Consider the following 18,807-nt stretch of genomic DNA (forward strand, 5'->3'; position numbering starts at 1 on the left):
CGGGGGAGGGTATTCATATGAGAACGGTAAATGTAGGGATTATCGGTTGCGGCATGATTGCGAACGGCAAACATATGCCGTGTTTGTCCAAGCTAGACAATGTGCAGATGGTGGCCTTCTGCGATCTGTTGCCGGAAAGAGCCGAGGAAGCTGCAAAAAAGTACGGTACGCCCGAAGCGAAGGTGTTTACGGATTACAAGGATTTGCTTGCGATGGAAGAGATTGAGGTCGTACATGTGCTGACGCCGAACAGCTCTCACGCGGCGATCTCCGTCGACGCTCTCGAAAGCGGCAAACACGTCATGTGCGAAAAACCGATGGCCGTCACAGGCGAGGAAGCCAAAGCGATGTACGAAGCTCACTTGCGCACAGGCAAAAAGCTAACCGTCGGGTATCAGAATCGTTCCAACGCCAGAAGCCAATTGTTAAAAAAGATGATCGCCGATGGGGAGCTTGGGGAAATCTATTTCGCAAAGGCCGTGGCTACTCGAAGAAGAGGCGTTCCTACCTGGGGCGTGTTTTTGGATAAAGAGAAACAGGGGGGCGGTCCGATGATCGATATCGGCACCCACTCCCTTGATCTAATCTTGTGGTTAATGGACAACTACGAACCGGAGAGCGTCGTCGGCAGTGTCTTCCATAAGCTGAAGCATACCGAAAATGCCGCGAACGAATGGGGTTCCTGGGACCCGAACGAATTCGAGGTAGAAGACTCGGCGTTCGGGTACGTGAAATTTAAAAACGGCGCTACGGTCGTTATCGAAACGAGCTGGGCTCTTAACATCGCGGAAGGCGGCGGCAATCTGCTTTGCGGAACGAAGGGAGGAGCGGATTTCGCTAAAAATGAACTGCGCATCAACGGCGAGAGGGACGGAAGTTTGTTCCTGAATAAAATCGATGTAAATCCGAATAACAGGGAACTATTCCGGGGAGAACAACTGACCGACTTCGAGTATGAAGCCAAACAATGGATTCACAGTATCGTGAACGACACCGAACCCTTAGTTAAACCGGAGGAGGCCATGATTGTTACACAAATATTAGAAGCGGTATACATCTCCGCGGAAACGGGAAAAACCGTTTATTTCGATAAAGAATAAGGATGTGAAATAAAGAGCGATTATTCTTCCCCTCATGGTTGACGACTCGACATTGTCGACCGGAGGGGATTTTTCTATGTCTAGGTGTCGACGATTTCCCAAGAGATCATCTATTCCATATTATCGGACCTAGGCAGCAGTTTGAATAACCTGTTTTATTTAAAAATGAAACGACTGCCTTTTTAGGCGGCCGTTTCATTTTCAACAGAAGGTTATTTGTTTTCCCGTATCAAATATATGTCTCCGAAATAAATTCCTCAACGACTGCGTTAAACGCCTCAGGGGCGTCCGCATTCGCACAGTGTCCGGCGCCCTGCAGGCTGACGAGCCGGGACTTCGGTTCCAGACGATGCCATTCCTCGCAGGAGTCAGCCACATATGGCAAATCGTGCTCGCCGACGACGATTAGAAGCGGATATGGGACGGGGGACGTTTTCTTAATGAAAAATGTTCCCACTCCGGCCATCGCCCGGAAAGACGCGCGTCCGAAATGTCTCGCCCCTCGCGCGACGAGTTCGCGGCCTTCCTCCGTCCGGCACGTTTTGGACACGATGTCGCTTCGGAATTTCGATATCGAGAACAAGCTGGTTACGATCCACTTCAATCGCAGCTTGTTTTGCGCCTTGAGCGCCCGCTCATTCGCCTTGTGAACGGAGTAGCCTCCGACGACGGTCACCGACCGAACAAGTTCGGGATAACGGTCAGCGAACGCTTGCGCCGCCAACGAGCCCAACGAAACGCCGATCAGGTGGCACGCTTCGATACCGTTTTCCGACAAAATCCGGTGCATGACCTCCGGCAAATCCCCCATTGTAATCTGCACGACGTCCCGGTTGTGAAAGCCGTGTCCGGGATGGTCGATCAGAACGAGTTGATACTTATGTTGAAAATAAGCGATTTGACGCTCGAACAGATGGTGGTCCGCGAAAGCAGCATGGAGCATAAGAATCGTTTCTTTGCCTTCGTTTTCGTATAGATGGTAGTGGAAGGGATGGTTATTGAAAACGATAGCTTTCGTTTGCTTGAAAATGTCGCTCATCCGAGAGATTCCTCCTTTCTTGCATCCCTATATCCATATTCGAGATGACAGGCGACCGTTCCATAACTCCGCTCGAGGACACCCCACAGGAATGCCTTTCACGCCACGCGATTTTAGAAAGAACAGATGAATTTGCCTGATGGTTAATTTATAATCGGAAACGCGGGCCATATTATGTTGCTATTGTCCCGGGAGGTCGACATCCATGAATAATCTATTTACAGATCGAATCAAACTGGCGCCAGGCTTCTGGACAAGCCTGAGAGGAATTGGGATAGATCCTATTGACGTTGCACGCAAAGCGAGTCTTCCGTTAACCGTAATTCATGATCCGGTCGTCTCAACTTCTAATTATTACGCTATCTGGCAAGCTTATTCCGAAATCGTCGGCGACGCAGCTGCGGGAATCGTCAAACTTGCGACCGCGTACGAAACGGCACAGTATCCGCCTGCCGCCTTGGCGACCTTCCACGCTCGCAACTACCGCGACGCGCTGAACCGAATGGCGAGTTACAAGCAAATGTGCCCTCCCGAAAACTTGCGCATACGCGAAGAGGGCGAGCAATGCTCGATAGAGCTAGAGTGGCAATATGCGGAGCAGCCCGGACCGCCAGTGCTAGTCGGCATCACGTTCGCTTACCTGCTTGAGCTTGGACGCCGGGGGACCGGACGTCGCTTGACGGCCCAATCCGTCGAATTTATCCATCCCACGGGCGACGTTCAAGTTCTTGAGGGGTATTTCGGCTGCTGCGTTCGGACAGGGAGGGACCGCAATCGGCTAACGTTACATCGAGAGGATCTGAACCGACCTTTCGCGTCGTACAACGAAGAACTTCTCGACATTCTAACTCCCGCCCTAGAACGTTCGTTGGATGAACATCAGAGCAAGCGAACGATAAGCGACAAGGTCAAATGGATACTTTCGCGATGCCTTACTCGGAGGCGAATCGACATTCAAACCGTAGCTAACGAACTAGGAATGAGCGATCGAACGTTGCAGCGCCGACTGACGGAAGAGGGAATAAGCTTTAAGAAGCTGCTATCGAAGACTAGACATGAACAGGCGCTCTTATTCCTGGCAGACACGTCGTTGGAGATTAAAGAGGTCGCCTTTCTTGTAGGCTACGAGGACCAAAATTCGTTTTATCGTGCGTTTCGAACATGGGAAGGGGAGACTCCCGCCAATTGGCGCGTCGCGCAAGAGAGTTGACGTCTTGCGCTAGTTACCGTTGAGGCGAAACGAGGTAGTATTATCCCTATCCTAAACATAAGGAGTGCCAGACGGATGGATATGGGATTGAAAAATAAGACTGCTTTAGTAACGGGTTCTACCAAGGGAATCGGTAAAGCGATTGCCCTTGAACTTGCCAGAGAAGGCGTTCATGTACTCATAAATGGTCGGAACAACGATGACGTTGAGCGCATCGTAGCGGAAATCCAAGCGGAATTCCCCGAGACTCGTCCTCAGAATGCTGCGGCCGATCTCACTGATGAGCGGCAGAGAGAAGCTATATTCTCGAAATTCCCTTATGTCGACATTCTCGTTAACAGCATGGGCATCTATGAGGTCATGTCCTATGACGACGTGGACGATTCCGTATGGGAACAATATTTCCGCACGAACGTTCTCGCCGCCAACAATCTTATCAAGTTCTATATGCCCTTAATGTTGAAGCGCGAGTATGGCCGTATTATCTTTATCGCAAGCGAGGAAGCCATTATGCCTTCCGGCCAGATGCCTCAATATTGCGTGACCAAATCCATGCTGTTGTCATTGTCCAAGAGCTTGTCCAGGCTTACGCGTGGCACCGAGGTTACCGTGAACACTATCCTTCCGGGTCCGACCCTCTCCGAGAATGTGCAGCAGATCATCGAGAGCATTTACCCAGGCGAAGGGGAGACATTCGTTGTTAAAGAGAAAGACTTTATGACGAAGAACCTGCCTCAATCCGAAATCCAAAGGTTTATCAGACCTGCGGAGATCGGCCGCTTGGCCGCTTTCGTCTGCAGCCCGATGGCTTCAGCTTTCAAAGGATCTCCGATCCGCATGGATGGGGGAATGGTACCGACAATATTTTAAGATAGCCAATAAATATACTCCGGCAGCATGCCAGATGTTCGGTTGCCGTTTACCGTTGAAGTAAAGCAAGGGACGGACAGTTTAGTTTACCGGTTGCATTTAGTTATTGAACTCGTTTGGAGGAAATAGGTAACAAATGAAGAAATAGTTGAGAACAGTCTTGAGTTGACAATCAAACGGTAAGATAGGGAAATTTCGCAAAGGAGTGTGATAGTGTTGCAAAAGCAGCCTCCAGCCTCCGAAAAGCCTGATATTGCATCGTGGTTCCGGACGTATTCCGATCACTTGCACAGTGAACCGTATTCGTTTTATGCTTATTTGCTCGAGCACGAGCCACTATGTTACGTAGAAGAAAGCAATTTTTGGGTGGCCTCCCGGTACGAAGACGTCAACCGGGTATTGAAGGATCCGTTGTTCGTCCGTGAATACCGGAATGCCGTGCCGGAGCGCCAACCTAAAGAACTGCCTCCGCCATCTAAGGAATGGAGACCGGTCAACGAATTGCTCGACAACTGGATGCTGTTTCGCGATGCGCCTGCTCATACGAGACTGAGAGGCCTAGTCAGCCATGCCTTTACACCACGAAAGATGGAACGGCTCAAGCCAAAAATCCGCTCCATCGCAGAACATCTCGCCGACCGAATAGCCAATGAACAGCAGCCCGATTTGATCGCTTCGTTCGCATTTCCGTTGCCGGTCATCGTCATTGCGGAGCTACTCGGCGTACCGCCGGAAGATCGCGAACTGTTCAAGGATTGGTCTAATACGTTCGCGAAGGTGCTTGAAGGCGGCGACCGACCGCCTGAATTTGTCCGACAAGCGGGAAGAGCCGCCGAAGACATTGCCGAATATTTCCGTCGCTTGATTGCGGAGCGTAAATCCACCCCGCGCGAAGATATGATTAGTGATTTGCTTGCTGCTCAAGTTCAAGCGGACGCATTAACCGAGCAAGAACTCATAGCGACCTGCGTACTGCTGCTCGTAGCTGGCCATGAAACGACCGTGAACCTGATCGGAAACAGCGTTCTCGTGCTGCTGAACCATCTGGAACAACATGCACGGCTGCTCGAAAGTCCGGAATTGACTGCTTCCGCCGTTGAAGAGGTTTTACGGTTCGAAAGCCCTGTACAAATGACATCGCGGCTTGCATCCGTCGATTACGATATCGGCGGTCAGACGATCCGTCAGGGACAGTCCGTGAATGTGATGCTTGGGGCGGCGAACCGCGATCCCGCCCAGTTCGAACGGCCGGACCGGTTCGATATCAGGCGCTCGCCGAACCGTCATTTGGCATTCGCCTCCGGCTCTCACTTCTGTCTTGGCGCGCCGCTCGCACGCATCGAAGGCGAAATCGCGTTAGCCGCGCTGCTGGAACGGTTCCCGCAGATGCGCCTCGCGGACAGCAAGCCGAATTGGCGATCGAACATTTTGTTCCGTGGTTTGGAATCGATGCACGTACGGTTTTAAGAAACCTGCGGCGTACTTTCGAGCTACGGAGGAAGGGATATTGGGGTGAGCTTATGCAGGTGGCGTTATTGTCGAAACGGTGGCCTAAAGATAGCATAGCAGCGGGGCGTCGTCATACCGTTGGGCTTAAATCTGACGGTACGGTGATGGCGGTAGGCGATAATAAATATGGCCAATGCGATGTAAACGGTTGGCGCGATATTGTGGCGGTCGCGGCGGGTAGTGTTCATATGGCGACGAACACGGGGAATGCTCATACCATCGGTCTTAAATCGGACGGTACGGTGGTGGCTGCGGGTTGGAATAAGTATGACCAATGCAATGTAAGCGGCTGGCGTGATATTGTAGCGGTTGTGGCGGGTTGGCGCCGTACCATCGGATTAAAAACCGATGGCACAGTGGTAGCAGTAGGTCGAAATAATGAAGGTCAATGCAATGTAAGCGGTTGGCATGATATTGCGGCGGTTGCTGCGGGTGACTGGCATACCGTCGGTCTTACTTTGGACGGCACGATGACGGCGGCAGGTAATAATCGGTATGGCCAATGCAATGTAAGCGGCTGGTACGATATTGTGGAAGTAGCGGCGGGTTATCTTCATACAGTCGCGCTTAAATCAGACGGTACTGCAACGGCTGTGGGTTTGAATATACATGACCAGTGCGATGTAAGCAGCTGGAGCGATATTGTGACGATAGCGGCGGGTAGTAATCATACCGTCGGCCTTAAATCTGACGGTACTGTAGCGGCTGTGGGTTGGAATGAGCATGGCCAATGCAATGTAAGCGATTGGCGCGATATTGTGGCGATAGCGGCGGGTTGCGCGCATACGGTTGGGCTTAAATCGAACGGCACGGTGGTTGCTGTCGGCGATAACGCCTCTGGCCAATGCGATGTAAGCGGCTGGCGCGGCATCCGTTCCCAGCTTCCGCCCGACTAACGGCGACGAGATCGTTAAATATCCGAGACGACAGGAGGAGAATGTGATGGAAAAACCGATTGCTGACAGGCTTTTATGGGCTGTACAGACACTCGAAGTCGCTCCTTCCGATCGTATCCTTGAAATCGGATGTGGACACGGAGTCGCGGTTTCACTTATTTGCAAGGGTTTGGTAGATGGTAGAGTTTTGGCTATCGATCAATCGGAAAAGATGATCGAATCGGCAGGGAGAACGAACGCTGATTACGTAAAGGAAGGGAAAGTGAAGTTTATAGCGGCACCGCTCCATCAAGTCGACCTGCGTCAGGAGCAGTTCAATAAAGTGTTAGCGGTAAATGTAAATCTGTTTTGGATGAAGGCTGCTCGCGAACTTGCAATGCTTAAGGATCGCCTTCTACCGGGAGGAGCCGTATATTTATATAATCAACCGCCAACCAAAGAAAAGGTCGGAGAAGTAGCGGAACGAACCGTCAATAATTTGCTTAACGCCGGCTTCCATGTCAAATCGGTCGTGATTGGAGAAATAGCCCCGTTGCCTGTCGTACGCGTAGTTGCAGATCTCAGCTATTCTGGATGATCTATTCAATGGACTCGGCTCCCGGTATACGGGGGCTTTTTGTATATTTTGTCTCGCCTCAACAACCCAGTTCTGAAGCATATGTAGTAGAAATATATATTTGGAAAAGCCTTAGCGATGGAAGGTGGATACCTTATGTCATGGCATGGTTTAGAGGTTTCAGAGGATACAGGGCGAATGTTGGACGAGTTAACGAAAAGGAAAGCTAAATGGGATGGAGCCAAAAATCAGCTTTTATTATTTTGTTTGATATTCGCCGCCTGTTCGGCATTTTCTTTTATTGCTTTTCAGAGATTCGTTTCCCCAATGATTAAAAATCCTTTTGACGTTCTGGGTCTTACAATAGGGGACCAGCGAGTATATCTTCCCTTATTGTGTAGTATTGCTTCGGGTTTTCACACGATGCAACTTACAAAGAAAGTAAATGAATATAAACTTAAATACGAAGTGCTGCGGAAAGAAGCAATTACCCACCTCGACACGACGTGGATCGCGAACCCTAAGTCAGAGTTGCGGGATCGGGTTACGGAAATCATGCATAAAAAAGGGGTTAACGTGAATTATTATGGAAAGTAAAATATCTTGCAGGTGGATCGGTCGGCGGCATCGCTCCGCTAACTGGCAGGAGAATGGAATAACTCCATAGAACTAGTAATGCTTAGGTTTTTTTGCATTTAGGAGGTTCAACATGGCAAAGGCAAAGGTATCAAAGAGACCTACTCGGGATGAATTTGTATTAGAGGAGATCGGGAATCAATTAAGCGAAGCGAAACAAGAAAATTCCGAAATAGTGCTTACTGTTTGGGGCTGGGAAGAACAAGTACGCGGTTTGATTACGATGATGGATTCACGGACTGGAAAAGTGCACATCCAAAGGGGCGGAGAAACTACGAAAGTACCGTTCATGGATATTATGAAAGTAGATTATCCTAGAGATTAGACCGCTATTCGTCATTGGCAAGGCTAGTCATCCGTTGGTCAAGGGCAAAATCGGTAAATTAAGTTAACTCAATGAACAACAGAGCGAGGCTGCCGCGGTCGGCGGCCTCGCTGCGCGGAGGGGGGATATAAGTTATGGGTTCTACTACAGGTGTTACGGTTATTCCTATTGGGATAAGGTCGTGGAGGAAGTAAACCACAATGGCTGCCTGTTGAGGTATCGGACGGGATAGCGAAGTAGCGATACGTTTGGTAGACTTGAGGAAAAACCTAGGGGCGTGAAGGAGTTTGGACAGTTCAACTATAGTAATTGACCTCCTCTTAAGGAAATACAAAGCGGACAAGAAATGGACTCGCATAGTGATTGAACAATTATCTGAAGAGGATATCGCATGGTCGCCCACGCCCGTGAGTAACAGCATCGCTAATTTGATAGCACACATTTCAGGGACTGTACATCAATGGTTTGAAACCGCTTACTGTGGTGCTCCTTTTATCGAAGATAGGAGTAAAGAATTCGAACGCGGTCTTCAAATGTCAAAAGAGCAAGCCTTGGAACTTTCAAAGAAATCATACGACTGCATCGTACAAGTTCTTGAAATCATGAAAGCTAACCCAGAAAAGTTAATGGAGCAACCATATTTAAATTATCCGACCTTCAACGGCGCCTTAGACAACCAAGCCACTATTCTAGAAATGCTGCTGCATCAATTCAGACATTTACCTACTCACACGGGACAAATCATGTACATTGCAAAAATGAGGAAGGGGCATTTAGTATGGGAATAACACTTAAATAGATGTACTGGACCGTACCAGTAATCAATTTTGAGCGGCCTGTTGAATGGTATGGTGAACATTTAAGTATCAAGGTTACTATGATGTCGAGCGACAACAACACAACCCGATTAAAACCCGCCTGAAACGCGGGTTTTTGTTTTGAATCGGACAAGTTCTTGTCGCGGGCCAACGAAAAGAACTTGACCCGTTCGTCGATGCCCGACAAGAACTTGACCTTATTTAAACTAGAGGGAAGGGATGGATTAAAAAAAGTTCCTGCCTGCGTATTAAGCTGCCTGGGCAGATTACTCTAATACCTAGCAAATGCTATTCTTTAGAAAGTGGTGATCGAAAAGCAGAGGTCCACTAATTTCACTTAAAAGTCTGTAATCCATCTAATCCCAGCCTGGGGTTTCCGCCAACATGGTTCTAGGACAGCGGGGGATTTTCTCTTTAGGAGCGGAATTTCACAGTAGGCTTAACGGTTTGTATATGGCCATTTTCTTTTTAGGGGGCGCTATCAGCTCGCGGCAGGGGGATGGGCTTACGCAACGGGGGGCTGGGAGGCGGCACTGCTGATCGGAATCGCCTTACCGGCCATCGCCATGGCGTATTATGCGACGGAGTTTTCGAGATTAAGGAAGGAAAATCCCATTGATTGAGGAGCACGTTTGAGTAATCCACAAGGAGACTGTGACTGTTGTAACAACGGCTGGAAGCGTAGAGGGAAATAGGGGGCGATAGCTCCATATGACACTTCGGCATAACCTTGTTTTGTTGAAGTAACGCGCAGGATAATATGGTAAACATTATGAAATAAACATTTACAAGGGAACGTATATTCGTTACTCTGAACTTAGATTAATTTTTATCTAAAGGAGAGGGATTTGATTGAATACAACGGCAGGAAGCAGGCTTGAAAAAAGAGTAGGCTCTATCTTTATCCACGTTTCAGATATGAAACGGGCAGTTGAATGGTATAGCCGTGTGTTTGAACTGCCATACAACGAGGATTACTTGGAGGGGCGGCTATCTACGGTTTATACACTGCATTTCGCAGGAACCGAGGTTCTGCTGGATTCAAACAATGGCGTTGCACCAGCTCCCCAGCCGTTGATGTTTTTTAAGACGGATAATATTCGGCAGACACTCCGGTTTCTGAAGGAATCCGAGATTGTAATTCATAACGAAACATTAGAAAACAATATCGTCGTTTTTGAAGATCCTGACGGCAACCGATTAATGGCAATACAAATGTAACACTGCTGAACTTACGGGTACGATAGCTTCATGACAATAGGTTGCCAACATGACATTTCTGTATAGAAAATGTGGTAATCATAAAACGAAAGGAGAATCTAACTTTGCAGAATATGAACGATCAACATATGCAGACCACTAGTAACGCATACATTGAAGGCATTCAGTACACTGAGATCCCTGTATCCGATTTGGAAAAGGCGGTTGATTGGTATTGTGGGAAACTGGGTGCGAAACTAGGACTACTGAACGATGAACTTGCTTTTGTAGATTTCTCTATGGGTCCCAGTTTGTTTTTAGTCAAGACAAATGATGATACTACAGCCACATTCAAGGTAAATGGTCAAGACCATTACACAATCGGATTTCGCGTTAAGGACATTCAAGGATTTCATAATTTTTTATCACAACTCGATGCGAAAGTAAGTCCTATCGTTGTTGAAAGACATGGAAGCTTCTTTACGTTTTACGATCCTTTTGGAAATATGTTTGACGTTCATCAACCGCCACAATAAATTCGTAAATATCCCAAAGGTTCTTTTTTATCTTAATCTAACGCAAGTTACGGTGTACGGAATCACGATACGTCATTATGAACTTGATCCGCAAGGAACCGAGCCGTCGCTTATTTTAATTACGGCGTGCCGCGTTGCGCTAACTGGGCAGGATAATTTAGGTAAAACTGGTATAACTTCAGTAATGTTAGGAGAAGCGGGTGACATTGAATGAATATACAAGATGTCATGAAAGTGCGTGTGACGAGGATAGAAGCGGTATGTCTAGTCGGTTTGGAGGGCTCGGATTTGGACGATCAAGATCGTTTATTTACCGAGATGAGAGCAAGACTGGAAGAAGTCCGGTCGAGAAAGAACGATGAACTCTACCTCGTCATACTTCCAGATCGGTTTATCCCTTATGTAGCCGTTGAAGCGGCCGATCTGCACGATGTACCACCAGGGATGGTCATGCATCGCATACCGGAGGACGATTATGTTGTATTTCGAATCGAAGAAAAATATCTTGGCGATTTCTGGAGCTCGATATGTAGTAACGAGAACCAATTGTATTATCGAATCGACCTGGCCAAGCCAAGATACGAACGGTTTACCCAAGAACTACAACCCAACGGCATAACAGAATGGTACATCCCGACGGTAAGTCATATGAAATAATTTGCTTTCCAAATGCGTCCAGTAGCATCGTTTATTACGACGTCTAGTTAGGCCTCCCGGTTTCCGGATCCCGGCTCTTGCTGCCTCGTTCCAACATCACATTCCCATCTGTCGATGTCAAATCACTAAGCTGTCGGGTACGTTACTCACACCTATAATATTAATTAAAGATAATAGGAGGATAATACATATGAACGAATGGGCGAATGGAGCAGTTCAATTGCAGATGACCGACATTTCAGGCTCCAAATTTAATCAAGTCGATGCTAAAAGGCTCATGTTTCAAGAAGTGGACTTGGCTGGAACACAAATCAACTGTGCAAATTTGGAAGGAGTAACTCTAAACGATGTGAATTTGACGGGGGCCAAAATATCAATTGCAAATATGAGCTATATTGTTTTCGAGAAAGCGCAAATGACCGGTGCGCAGTTTCGAGATATTGACTGGCCAATAGAAGGTATTGACGCCAACTATAGTCCTGATCAAAATTATAGGCCTGTGGTATTTGATAATTGCATATTGCGAAATACACAGTTTACGAAATGTGATTTATCCAATGTAGCAATCAATGACTGCAATGTAACGGGACTAATCATAAACGGAATTGAGATTGATAAATTACTGAGTAAGTATAAGGAGTGATGAGAACTTAAAATGTCCAGTAAGACAAAACTTTGTTGTGCACAAATAGTTGCGATGCGTTATCGCTGTTAATTTATACTGTGGTTGAAAGGAGGAATCTGATGGATTGGCATGAATGGATGAACCGGGCGATGGACTATATCGAAATGAACTTGGCAGGGGAGATTGAACTGAGTGAAGTTGCGCGTAGAGCTGCTGTTCGTCTCATCAGTTCCAGAGGATGTTAGTTATTGTCAAAGCGCTCGCTTCACCGGATTTGCTCGTTGAGATCGAAGCCGTCGAAGCGAAGTGACGTTCTATTGCCCCTTTTATGCCCATGTATCGGGGAAAGAAGCTACCCATGGAGCAGAGTGCCGCGGCCTCTGTTCTTTTTCTTTTATGTAACGGGCGACAGACTATCAGACGATCGGCGGTCTCGCTGCGAACTATGTGGATGGGGGAAATTTATAAAATGGCCTTGGTTAATACCACTTCCCACCCAAGGTGAAGCCGTAAGTGAAAATTGTCTTCGGCTGCTTATGATCCCCGGTTCGCGTCCAGTACATGTCCAGCCGCTCTATCTTCCGGTTCGAATTCCACTCCAGCCAGATCTGTCCCTGAAGGGCACCCTCGCGCAGGCCGGTAATGTCTGCCCTCGAACCATTTTCGGAATTGTATGTATAACCATCTTGCGCATGAAAGTCTACTCGACTGTTGAGTCCATCCGGTGCATGAATGACGGAAGCGCCCAAGTCCTTCAGGATCTCTTCGACATCGGTGCGATCCATGCCATATTCCCAACGATGGATGATGAATGCTACCACTTCTTCGATAGAAGATTGCTCCGAAAGGGAAGCCGGCGTTTCTTGCTTCATAAGCTGCTCCATATAGAGATCGTCGCCGGTAACGGGAACCTCCGCTTCGTGGATTACTTTAAAGACACGGGCGCTATGATCTACGGACCATGAGCGGCCTTCATCGACCGTCAGCCGGTCTTTGAATTCTAGCACCACGGTACTTAGTTGCTGGCCATTCATAGCTGTAACTTCTATTTGATAAGTGGCTTCAGCGGCGTTGTCTTCGGGAAAGTTCCTAATATCCACAATTTCTGTACGGTTAACTTTTACACCGTTTGCTGGGAGCGCCACCCGTAAATACTCATTGAGGCTTAGGGATGAGAAATACTTTTCCAGAAAAATCCGGATTTGCTCTTCCTCCGTCAACTTGTCCGGTCGTTCGATATAAACCGATCGTTGTTCGTTATCCCAGCGAACGGTTGCACCCGATGCTTCGGCAACAAACCGAAGCGGAATGTATGTGGTTCCATTGGATAGCTGCGGGGGTTCTGTCAGCCAATATTTCACCTGATTCACGGTGCCGATCGAGATGTTCAGGCGAAGGGCTACGTCGGCAGCCGAACGCTCTGCGAGCACAACGCGTTCAGCAGCATTCCAATGGACGTTATAACCAAGATTCTCAAATATCGGCCGAAACGGGACCATTGTCGTTCCTTCATGAACCAGTGGTTGCTGCGCGAAAGCGAGCTCGACTCCATCGATATAAACCCTAATCGGGTCCTGCTCTTGAGCATGAACCAAACCGCCAAATGGAAACATGCAAACTAGGCAAGCTATAAAAACTAGTTCAGAGCGACGTTTCATTCCTCAACCTCCATCCGTAAATTCAAGCACATACAGGTCTCATAGTACCTTAATAAAGGTTAGAGCAAAAGATCCTTCCGGCATGGGGCTAAAAGGCGAAAGCTAATTCGATATAGGGGGTGTCGCAGCGCTTTCAGTGCGGTATTACCTGTTATAAAGAAATAACAATCCGGTCAGATTGTTACGACTGATTCCGTAGCCGGACATGTCGTTTTCCAAGGAGGCGCTGTTTATTGCGGAACGAAATTTGCTCTTCGCGCCATCATGGAAGGGTTACGTCAAGAGGAACGTGAAAATAAGATGCTCGATGCTCTATTAAAGCGTTCTCTCTAACAAAGTTCCCACTTGTTTGGCCATTGCTTGCGGCGGATGAGGCATGCCATTTCGGATCCACCACTCAATCACCCCTACATAAGCTGTTCCGGCATATTGCAACATAACATCTTCACTTAAATCAATATTTCGCTCGCTTTCCTTATCAATTTCACCTTTAAATCCTTCCATAAAGTGGTATAGAAGCCGAGTTCTGAAAGAAGATGGGGCCCCTTTCGCCTCTTTGCTTGCTAACATGGTGGAAAAGAATAAGTAATTTTGTTCGAAATATTCAAAATAAGGGACAAGAGCCTCGGACCAATTCATCTGACACGCCCACTCATCCATTTCGCCCAATTCGCTCAGGTGTGATTCTATGAGTTTATCCAACAAATCGTATTTGTCTTGATAATGTAGATAAATGGTTCCGCGGTTTACGTTTGCCCGATCCGCAATATCCTGAATGGTTATATCATCAAAGTTTTTTTCAGTCATCAGTTCAATAACAGCCTTTTTCAAGGATTCCTGTGTTTTAAGAATTCTTCGATCTAATTTGGCCATTGCGATCGTCACCAGGCTTTCTGAGATAATTGACATTTTGTATTACTCTGTTGATATATCAACGTTTCGGTTTCTTTTAACCATTGAATGTCCATTCCTTGCATATATAATAATAAACATAGGTTGATTAGACAATGCGTTTTGTTTATCGATCTTATGTTGAGTTTATTAGTATTTCTAAGCGAGCATGAAAATATTGAGATTTTACTCATGGATTACAGGAGGATATATATGATTCAAGCTAATGCACGTGCTGTATTTCATCCGGAAGGCCCTTTCAAACTGACAACGATCGAACGCAGGGATCTGAAGCCGCATGATGTTCTCATTGAGATTAAATTCGCTGGGATTTGTCACTCCGACATTCATACCGCTCGCGGCGATTGGGGACCGGTCCAATACCCCCTCGTGCCGGGGCACGAGATCGCCGGTATCGTTACCCAGGTCGGTTCGGAAGTGACCAAGTATGCCATTGGCGACCGAGTAGGGGTTGGCTGCATGGTTGACTCCTGCGGTGAATGCGTGAACTGCCATAAGGGGGAGGAGCAGTATTGCCTTAGCGGGAATACGGGTACCTATGGAGCCATCGACCGATACGGGCAATATACGCAGGGCGGCTATTCTACCCACATCGTCGTAACGGAAGATTTCGTGGTTCGAATTCCTGACGGTATGGAGTTGGACGCCGCCGCTCCTCTCCTGTGTGCCGGTATTACGACATACTCGCCGCTGCGCCATTGGGGAGCCGCTCCCGGCAAGAAGGTAGCTGTCGTCGGACTTGGCGGACTTGGACACATGGCTGTGAAGCTCGCTCATGCCATGGGGGCGGAGGTTACGGTCCTATCGCAATCTTTGAAAAAGAAAGAGGACGGTTTGCGGCTTGGCGCGGACCATTACTACGCGACGAACGATCCGGAGACGTTTAAGAAATTGGCTGGTTCATTCGACCTCATCGTAAATACGGTGAGCGCGGAAATCGATATCAACGCCTTCCTCTCGTTGCTGGCGTTGGACGGTACGTTGGTTAACGTCGGTGCGCCGGCGCAACCGTTGCCGGTTCAAGTATTCTCGCTGATTCCTCATCGTCGGTCGTTCGCCGGGTCGATGATCGGCGGAATCCGCGAGACGCAGGAGATGTTAAACTTTTGCGCCGAACACAACATCGCTCCCGAGATCGAGGTCATTTCCGCGAATCAGATCGATGAGGCCTGGGAACGGGTACTGGCTTCGGATGTTCGGTATCGATTCGTAATCGACATCGCCACGATGGAGAACGAATAACGAGTCATTCTGGCGATATTTTAGGGGCACGCCTACAACGGTGTGCCTCTTTACGTAAATAAGGATACCAGCGCCAATCCAAGAAGAAAAGTATAATAAGCAAGCCGCGGAGTCCATCCTTTGGTTAGCGACGATCGGACCTGAAGGGCCTAACGGGGGATTCTTCAAGGACGGCAAACAAATCGATTGGTAATGGAGGTTCTAGAAAATGGAAATCAAAAGAATCGGCACGCAACCTTCCGGCAAGGGTCCTTCTGAATATTTTACTGGTACAGTTCGGATTGATCCGCTGTTTGGAGCACCCAGCCCTGCACGCGCGGCCGGAGCGAGCGTTACGTTCGAGCCCGGTGCACGAACGGCATGGCATACGCATCCGCTCGGTCAAACTCTGATTGTAACCGCGGGCTGCGGAAGGGTTCAACGTTGGGGAGGTCCGATTGAGGAGATTCGTCCCGGCGACGTAGTCTGGTTTCCGCCGGGCGAAAAACATTGGCACGGCGCTTCTCCAAGCACAGCAATGACTCACATTGCCATTCAAGAGCAACTTGACGGTAAGGCGGTCGATTGGCTGGAGAAAGTCGCCGACGATCAGTACAATGCCCAACCACACTAGGAGATTTTCAAGGACATGACCAACAACAATCGACATGCGGTAAGACGTAGCCGCAATCGGGATCGCGGCTCGTCACTGAATGCTTCGAATGAATCCAAGTAGCGACATTGCATAACGATTATAACCGTAAGATGTTCTACCAAAGCGGGAAGGAAATGACGGAATGAGGTAAATCCTTGATAAAAAACAGGGGTATATTAGTTTATATTTTGACGCTAGGCGTCTTTGGAATATTGAATACCGAAATGGGCGTTATAGGGATGCTGCCGATGATTGCCGATCAGTTTCAGGTCGACATCACCGAGGCAGGGTGGGTCGTCAGTTTCTTTGCGCTAGCCATTGCGATTTCGGGTCCGACGATGCCGTTATTGTTTTCGCGGATGAATCGGAAAACGACGATGCTGCTTGTGCTCGGTGTGTTTATTTTGGGAAGCCTAGTTTCCGCAACCACATCAAACTTTACGATTTTATTACTCTCCCGCGTGATCCAAGGCTTGTTACATCCGGTTTATGTGTCATTGGCTTTCACGGTCGCGGCATCGTCCGTCAGCAAAGAGGAAGCCCCCAAGGCGGTCTCCAAAATATTCGTCGGCGTATCCGCAGGGATGGTACTAGGCGTGCCTGTCACGAGCCTCATTGCGAGCGAAACCTCCTTAAGCATGGCCATGTTATTTTTCGCAACAGTGAGTGCTGTCGTATTTGTCGCAACCTTGTTATTCGTGCCGTCCCTGCCCGTCTCGGAGAAGATTTCTTACGGAGCGCAAGTGAGCGTGCTGAAGAAGTCCGCGATGTGGCTATCCATCGCCGGCGTCATTCTCATGAACGGAGCCGTATTCGGCGTGTATAGTTACCTGGCCGAGTACCTAGAAAGCGTTACGAGAATGAGTTGGAACATGATTAGCTTCATGTTATTTCTTTACGGTGCAGCCAATATTGTCGGAAACCTTGCCGCAGGGAAGTTGCTGACGAAGCATGCCTTCAAGACGGTAGCAGCGTTTCCATTCGCATTAGGAGCCGTGTACATCGTCTTCATTTTGCTGGGACACCAGGGCCTTCCTATGGCCTTCCTGATTTTACTTTGGGGAATCGTGGCAGGGATCGGGGCAAATATAAACCAATACTGGATCACTTCTGCGGCCCCGGAGGCGCCTGAGTTTGCGAACGGATTATTTCTGACTTCTGCAAACTTAGGCGTTACGACGGGAACGGCGGTGTGTGCAATGTTTATTACAGGTATTGGGTTACAGTACGTAGTTCTTGGGGGAATTGTATTTTCGATCATAAGCATAGTCACTATTTTTATAAGACGCTTTATGCATAACCCCGCATATCAACATGCTAAATGAAAAACGGTACCCTAGTGAGCACTAGAGGTACTGTTTTTGGTTTCCGATCGACCATACAAGCCATGTTTCAACTAGGGAGCAAGGAGTTAATACAAGGTGGCCTCTTTCACATATTATCGATTGCCCCGGTTTTTCGAAATCGCTTGCGCCACTCGGCGGGACTCTGACCATATTCCTGCTTGAACGTTCTCGAGAAGTAATGGACGCTCTTAAAGCCGGCTTCTTCCACGATAGAGCTAATCGGCAGGTTGGTCACGGATAAATAGCGGATGGCCGCCTTCAGGCGCAGATCGCGCAGGTAGTCGAAGGGGGTCGTGTTCGTTTGCTTTTTGAACATCCGTACGAGATAAGACGGGTTTAAGCGAACGACGTCGGCGAGTCGATGAAGCGTGATATCCTCCTTATAATGCGCATCCATATACTCGATCAACAAATCGGCCATTTCGCTCGGCTTCGGTTTGTACTGCCCCCCGCCTGCTTTCCCCGAGTCGTTCAGGATATGCTCGATAAGCTTGTAGGTTTTCTGAATTTCCAGCAAACAAACTTCTTCAAGGGTTTGGGATTGATCGGCGACGCCGGTGGACTGGAGGTGGTGGACGAAATCCAGGGACTGAATGATCGCGGCGGCCAATGCTCCCGAGTAAATGTCTTTGCGGGTTTGCATAAAGTTCCATCGGTCGATTTGCTTATCCGTGAACGTGAAACGATCCCACTCGGCGAGCTCAATGAAACGGAATTTCGCCTCCGCGCGCAAGCTCTCGAGCAGATGCGGCGTAGAAACGGACATAATGAACACGGCCGGAGCTTCCGCTTCGCATACGTTGCTCATCCAACGAAATCGAACTTTCCCAGAGGTAATATGAAGAATTTCATAGAGAGCCGGATGCATACCTCCGCCGGGCGCCTCCGCCGATCGCGAGATCGAGCCCTCCCTGCATAGTCGAATCCTCACCTGAATGACCTCCTCTACAACCGAAAAGTCAATGATGTGCAAATCAGTCGCTTGAACTTCACGAATCATCCTGATTGAGTTTTTTTTTAAGGGTCACATCGTGCAAA

Annotated in this window: 21 protein-coding genes and 1 pseudogene; 18 read left to right on the forward strand and 4 right to left on the reverse strand. The window is 48.3% G+C overall.

What is annotated here, in order from left to right:
• Nucleotides 1–17 precede the first annotated feature (17 nt).
• The gene (locus FE782_RS10925; protein WP_138194124.1) at nt 18–1,100 is read left to right on the forward strand and encodes a Gfo/Idh/MocA family protein; all 1,083 of its coding nucleotides are present in this window, start codon (nt 18–20) and stop codon (nt 1,098–1,100) included.
• Between the two features lie 229 nt (nt 1,101–1,329).
• Here FE782_RS10925 and FE782_RS10930 read toward each other — a convergent pair whose 3' ends face one another.
• A complete protein-coding gene (locus FE782_RS10930) occupies nt 1,330–2,139 on the reverse strand; it encodes an alpha/beta fold hydrolase (protein ID WP_138194125.1) in 810 nt (269 codons plus the stop codon).
• A 205-nt stretch (nt 2,140–2,344) separates the two neighbouring features.
• Here FE782_RS10930 and FE782_RS10935 point away from each other — a divergent pair, with 205 nt between their 5' ends.
• The 13 genes and pseudogenes from FE782_RS10935 to FE782_RS10995 all read left to right on the forward strand — a co-directional run bounded on the left by FE782_RS10935 (nt 2,345) and on the right by FE782_RS10995 (nt 11,995).
• Nucleotides 2,345–3,349: a helix-turn-helix transcriptional regulator gene (locus FE782_RS10935; protein WP_138194126.1), complete on the forward strand. Its 1,005-nt coding sequence runs from the start codon at nt 2,345–2,347 to the stop codon at nt 3,347–3,349.
• A gap of 75 nt (nt 3,350–3,424) precedes the next feature.
• Nucleotides 3,425–4,219 (forward strand): SDR family NAD(P)-dependent oxidoreductase, encoded by a 795-nt coding sequence (locus FE782_RS10940; RefSeq protein ID WP_138194127.1) that lies wholly within the window; start codon nt 3,425–3,427, stop codon nt 4,217–4,219.
• A gap of 213 nt (nt 4,220–4,432) precedes the next feature.
• A complete protein-coding gene (locus tag FE782_RS10945) occupies nt 4,433–5,686 on the forward strand; it encodes a cytochrome P450 (protein WP_138194128.1) in 1,254 nt (417 codons plus the stop codon).
• A gap of 53 nt (nt 5,687–5,739) precedes the next feature.
• Complete coding sequence (locus FE782_RS10950; RefSeq protein ID WP_138194188.1) at nt 5,740–6,624, forward strand: RCC1 domain-containing protein; 885 nt, start codon at nt 5,740–5,742, stop codon at nt 6,622–6,624.
• Between the two features lie 46 nt (nt 6,625–6,670).
• Nucleotides 6,671–7,201 carry a class I SAM-dependent methyltransferase gene (locus FE782_RS10955; protein WP_138194129.1) on the forward strand — a complete coding sequence of 177 codons (531 nt, stop codon included), beginning with the start codon at nt 6,671–6,673 and terminating at the stop codon, nt 7,199–7,201.
• Between the two features lie 135 nt (nt 7,202–7,336).
• On the forward strand, nt 7,337–7,777 hold the full coding sequence (locus FE782_RS10960) for a DUF2663 family protein (RefSeq protein ID WP_158299339.1): 441 nt from the start codon (nt 7,337–7,339) through the stop codon (nt 7,775–7,777).
• Between the two features lie 112 nt (nt 7,778–7,889).
• Nucleotides 7,890–8,141 (forward strand): YolD-like family protein, encoded by a 252-nt coding sequence (locus FE782_RS10965; protein WP_138194131.1) that lies wholly within the window; start codon nt 7,890–7,892, stop codon nt 8,139–8,141.
• A 287-nt stretch (nt 8,142–8,428) separates the two neighbouring features.
• Nucleotides 8,429–8,929, forward strand: a complete 501-nt coding sequence (locus tag FE782_RS10970) for a DinB family protein (protein WP_138194132.1) — start codon at nt 8,429–8,431, stop codon at nt 8,927–8,929.
• Nucleotides 8,930–9,328: 399 nt separating this feature from the next.
• Nucleotides 9,329–9,582 (forward strand): annotated as a pseudogene (locus FE782_RS32820) (MFS transporter); the annotation flags it as partial.
• Between the two features lie 229 nt (nt 9,583–9,811).
• Nucleotides 9,812–10,180 carry a VOC family protein gene (locus FE782_RS10980; RefSeq protein ID WP_138194133.1) on the forward strand — a complete coding sequence of 123 codons (369 nt, stop codon included), beginning with the start codon at nt 9,812–9,814 and terminating at the stop codon, nt 10,178–10,180.
• 113 nt (nt 10,181–10,293) lie between these two features.
• Nucleotides 10,294–10,695 carry a VOC family protein gene (locus tag FE782_RS10985; protein ID WP_238392432.1) on the forward strand — a complete coding sequence of 134 codons (402 nt, stop codon included), beginning with the start codon at nt 10,294–10,296 and terminating at the stop codon, nt 10,693–10,695.
• Nucleotides 10,696–10,983: 288 nt separating this feature from the next.
• Nucleotides 10,984–11,352, forward strand: a complete 369-nt coding sequence (locus FE782_RS10990) for a GyrI-like domain-containing protein (protein ID WP_138194135.1) — start codon at nt 10,984–10,986, stop codon at nt 11,350–11,352.
• Nucleotides 11,353–11,542: 190 nt separating this feature from the next.
• Entirely contained in the window at nt 11,543–11,995 is a 453-nt protein-coding gene (locus FE782_RS10995; protein WP_138194136.1) for a pentapeptide repeat-containing protein, read from the forward strand.
• Between the two features lie 461 nt (nt 11,996–12,456).
• Here the strand turns inward: FE782_RS10995 and FE782_RS11010 are convergent, their stop codons facing one another.
• Nucleotides 12,457–13,635 carry a copper amine oxidase N-terminal domain-containing protein gene (locus tag FE782_RS11010; RefSeq protein ID WP_138194137.1) on the reverse strand — a complete coding sequence of 393 codons (1,179 nt, stop codon included), beginning with the start codon at nt 13,633–13,635 and terminating at the stop codon, nt 12,457–12,459.
• Between the two features lie 177 nt (nt 13,636–13,812).
• On the opposite strand from FE782_RS11010, the gene FE782_RS11015 reads away from it, so the two are divergent.
• A complete protein-coding gene (locus tag FE782_RS11015) occupies nt 13,813–13,968 on the forward strand; it encodes a hypothetical protein (RefSeq protein WP_202914515.1) in 156 nt (51 codons plus the stop codon).
• On the opposite strand, the gene FE782_RS11020 is transcribed toward FE782_RS11015, so the two are convergent.
• Complete coding sequence (locus tag FE782_RS11020; RefSeq protein ID WP_138194138.1) at nt 13,951–14,508, reverse strand: TetR/AcrR family transcriptional regulator; 558 nt, start codon at nt 14,506–14,508, stop codon at nt 13,951–13,953. The two genes, FE782_RS11015 and FE782_RS11020, sit on opposite strands and share 18 nt — an antisense overlap.
• Before the next feature lie 231 nt (nt 14,509–14,739).
• On the opposite strand from FE782_RS11020, the gene FE782_RS11025 reads away from it, so the two are divergent.
• From FE782_RS11025 to FE782_RS11040, 3 genes are all read left to right on the forward strand, one after another.
• The gene (locus FE782_RS11025; protein WP_138194139.1) at nt 14,740–15,789 is read left to right on the forward strand and encodes an NAD(P)-dependent alcohol dehydrogenase; all 1,050 of its coding nucleotides are present in this window, start codon (nt 14,740–14,742) and stop codon (nt 15,787–15,789) included.
• A gap of 208 nt (nt 15,790–15,997) precedes the next feature.
• Nucleotides 15,998–16,402: a (R)-mandelonitrile lyase gene (locus tag FE782_RS11035; RefSeq protein WP_138194140.1), complete on the forward strand. Its 405-nt coding sequence runs from the start codon at nt 15,998–16,000 to the stop codon at nt 16,400–16,402.
• A 176-nt stretch (nt 16,403–16,578) separates the two neighbouring features.
• The gene (locus FE782_RS11040; RefSeq protein ID WP_274388708.1) at nt 16,579–17,748 is read left to right on the forward strand and encodes an MFS transporter; all 1,170 of its coding nucleotides are present in this window, start codon (nt 16,579–16,581) and stop codon (nt 17,746–17,748) included.
• 106 nt (nt 17,749–17,854) lie between these two features.
• Here the strand turns inward: FE782_RS11040 and FE782_RS11045 are convergent, their stop codons facing one another.
• Nucleotides 17,855–18,700 carry a helix-turn-helix domain-containing protein gene (locus FE782_RS11045; RefSeq protein WP_158299341.1) on the reverse strand — a complete coding sequence of 282 codons (846 nt, stop codon included), beginning with the start codon at nt 18,698–18,700 and terminating at the stop codon, nt 17,855–17,857.
• Nucleotides 18,701–18,807: the final 107 nt, after the last annotated feature.

It is taken from the genome of Paenibacillus antri (assembly GCF_005765165.1).
GTDB lineage: Bacteria > Bacillota > Bacilli > Paenibacillales > YIM-B00363 > Paenibacillus_AE > Paenibacillus_AE antri.

What these genes read in the sequence shown, in the direction of transcription:
- FE782_RS10925 (WP_138194124.1), top strand. Translation starts at nt 18, where the DNA reads ATGAGAACGGTAAATGTAGGGATTATCGGTTGCGGCATGATTGCGAAC.
- FE782_RS10930 (WP_138194125.1), bottom strand. Translation starts at nt 2,139, where the DNA reads ATGAGCGACATTTTCAAGCAAACGAAAGCTATCGTTTTCAATAACCAT.
- FE782_RS10935 (WP_138194126.1), top strand. Translation starts at nt 2,345, where the DNA reads ATGAATAATCTATTTACAGATCGAATCAAACTGGCGCCAGGCTTCTGG.
- FE782_RS10940 (WP_138194127.1), top strand. Translation starts at nt 3,425, where the DNA reads ATGGATATGGGATTGAAAAATAAGACTGCTTTAGTAACGGGTTCTACC.
- FE782_RS10950 (WP_138194188.1), top strand. Translation starts at nt 5,740, where the DNA reads ATGCAGGTGGCGTTATTGTCGAAACGGTGGCCTAAAGATAGCATAGCA.
- FE782_RS10955 (WP_138194129.1), top strand. Translation starts at nt 6,671, where the DNA reads ATGGAAAAACCGATTGCTGACAGGCTTTTATGGGCTGTACAGACACTC.
- FE782_RS10960 (WP_158299339.1), top strand. Translation starts at nt 7,337, where the DNA reads ATGTCATGGCATGGTTTAGAGGTTTCAGAGGATACAGGGCGAATGTTG.
- FE782_RS10965 (WP_138194131.1), top strand. Translation starts at nt 7,890, where the DNA reads ATGGCAAAGGCAAAGGTATCAAAGAGACCTACTCGGGATGAATTTGTA.
- FE782_RS10985 (WP_238392432.1), top strand. Translation starts at nt 10,294, where the DNA reads ATGAACGATCAACATATGCAGACCACTAGTAACGCATACATTGAAGGC.
- FE782_RS10995 (WP_138194136.1), top strand. Translation starts at nt 11,543, where the DNA reads ATGAACGAATGGGCGAATGGAGCAGTTCAATTGCAGATGACCGACATT.
- FE782_RS11010 (WP_138194137.1), bottom strand. Translation starts at nt 13,635, where the DNA reads ATGAAACGTCGCTCTGAACTAGTTTTTATAGCTTGCCTAGTTTGCATG.
- FE782_RS11020 (WP_138194138.1), bottom strand. Translation starts at nt 14,508, where the DNA reads ATGGCCAAATTAGATCGAAGAATTCTTAAAACACAGGAATCCTTGAAA.
- FE782_RS11025 (WP_138194139.1), top strand. Translation starts at nt 14,740, where the DNA reads ATGATTCAAGCTAATGCACGTGCTGTATTTCATCCGGAAGGCCCTTTC.
- FE782_RS11035 (WP_138194140.1), top strand. Translation starts at nt 15,998, where the DNA reads ATGGAAATCAAAAGAATCGGCACGCAACCTTCCGGCAAGGGTCCTTCT.